The sequence below is a fragment of the Bradyrhizobium sp. 2TAF36 genome (genome assembly GCF_052114925.1).
Taxonomy (GTDB): Bacteria; Pseudomonadota; Alphaproteobacteria; order Rhizobiales; family Xanthobacteraceae; genus Bradyrhizobium; species Bradyrhizobium barranii.
Map to the genome: position 1 here is coordinate 1 of NZ_JBFRFR010000217.1, position 1678 is coordinate 1678.

The following is a 1678-nucleotide window of genomic DNA, read 5'->3' on the forward strand; positions in this document are numbered from 1 at the left end:
GACCCATTCCTTAATCTTGCCTTAATCTTGTGATGATGGGCCTGGTAACCGTGCAATTCCGGTGCCGGGTTAGGGGCGTGCATGGTGACAAGATTTTCAGGGATAGTGCATTCTCGGTATTGTCCTAAAGTTCATTGCACCAAAGAACAACAATGCCCGAGTTTGGATCTGTTTGGTTGCGGCGCTGCGGCGCAGAAATCTGCCATCGGTCTGCAGCTTAAGACCGGCGCTACGGTGATTGTTGGTGGACGTGTTCAATTTGCTCCCCGAGCTCCAGCGTGACCAGTCGCGCCAACAACGTCGCCGGATACAGTTGCCCGATAACCGCTTCGATGTTGCAGAGGCTCCTCGCCCATGGATGGACGGGCACGATGTCGCCGTATCCGGTCGTCGTCAGCGTGGCAAAGCTCAAATAGAAAACCTTGCTTGCAAGCGATCGGTCATCCACGAACTCGATGCCTTTGAATGCATCGGCGGCCGACAAGCCGAGGAACGTGAACAGGCAGGCAAATCCCACGGCAATCAAAAGATATACGAGGACGGCGCCGACGACACGGTGATAGGTGATGTAGCCTGGACCGAATACGGCCCTCGTAACGACAGATCCAAGTGCTATGGCGATCAGCAACCATGACGCCGCCAGCAGATGCAAGTTGTAGGGCCAAGCGTAGTAATAGCGCTCCAAGAACACGAAGACGTTCGCAATAAGCCCAAGTAACATCATCCCGAGTGCGATCTTGCTCTTCGAGATAATCGCCATGCTCACCATCACAGCAAGCAAGACGGTAATTGCCCCGGCGTGGAGGACAAAATGGCCGGTCGCCTGAAGCGGCGCAAAGACAAATACGATCGATACGAGCAGAATTGTGAGTAGCGTCAGCAGCCAATCGTTGAAGCTCAAGCGCATCCGTTCTCGCAGAAGGTCTACTTTCATGCCGTTCCCCCTGTTGGCTTCCAGCTCCCGGCCTTCGGCATGCGAGGTCATTCCTGCGCAGCCAATAGCCATGCGTCCAGCATTTTACCGGCGCAGGAGCGCTGGTTGATCCACATCAAGGATGTTTGTGGTCGCGTGATTCGCCGCAGCAACGACTCACGATACAAAAATGCACATAAAAAATGGCAGCACATCTGCCGCACCTTCGCGAAGATAAATTCCGGAGAGCGGAGCCGCCGCCTGCGGAGTGGGCAGAACGCGGATCAACGGCGTCTGCGTTGCAAGGACGACGATCCGCCAAACCCGGCGCGCTGCGCGCAGGTGTCTCCGTCGGCGGGGAAGTGTCTGTGCGATGTACGAATAGGCGCCGCGAGACCCGGCGTTCGGATCGTATCCGGACGCCGATCACCAGGTTCTGAAGCCGAACCAGCCGAACTGCCCTTGTCGTGCCGCCAGAAGCATCTGCGGCTGGACGTTTCGCCTCGGTCGAGCCGCAACATGCAACATCTTGCGTTGTCGCTTGCGATCGACGGTTTCAGGCCGGCGTGTATCCGGCTTCGGCAGCATCGCGAAAGAATTCGCCACCGCCGGGCTCTGTGCGACGGTAACGGGCGGTTCGGCCACATCCGACGAAGTTGCGACCTCAGTCGCCTCGGCCACGGGCGCAGCGGCGACGATCACCGGCGATTGGGTATCGAAGACAATACGCTCGGGCCATTTGCGATCTGAGTGGATAAGTATGGC

At 57.4% G+C, this 1678-nt stretch carries 2 protein-coding genes; both read right to left on the bottom strand.

What is annotated here, in order from left to right; translation table 11 throughout:
• Positions 1 to 229 precede the first annotated feature (229 nt).
• On the bottom strand, positions 230 to 985 hold the full coding sequence (locus AB4Z51_RS44780) for a potassium channel family protein (RefSeq protein WP_244623542.1): 756 nt from the start codon (positions 983 to 985) through the stop codon (positions 230 to 232).
• Positions 986 to 1339: 354 nt separating this feature from the next.
• On the bottom strand, positions 1340 to 1678 hold a 339-nt coding region (locus tag AB4Z51_RS44785; RefSeq protein WP_441499751.1), incomplete at its 5' end, for a hypothetical protein.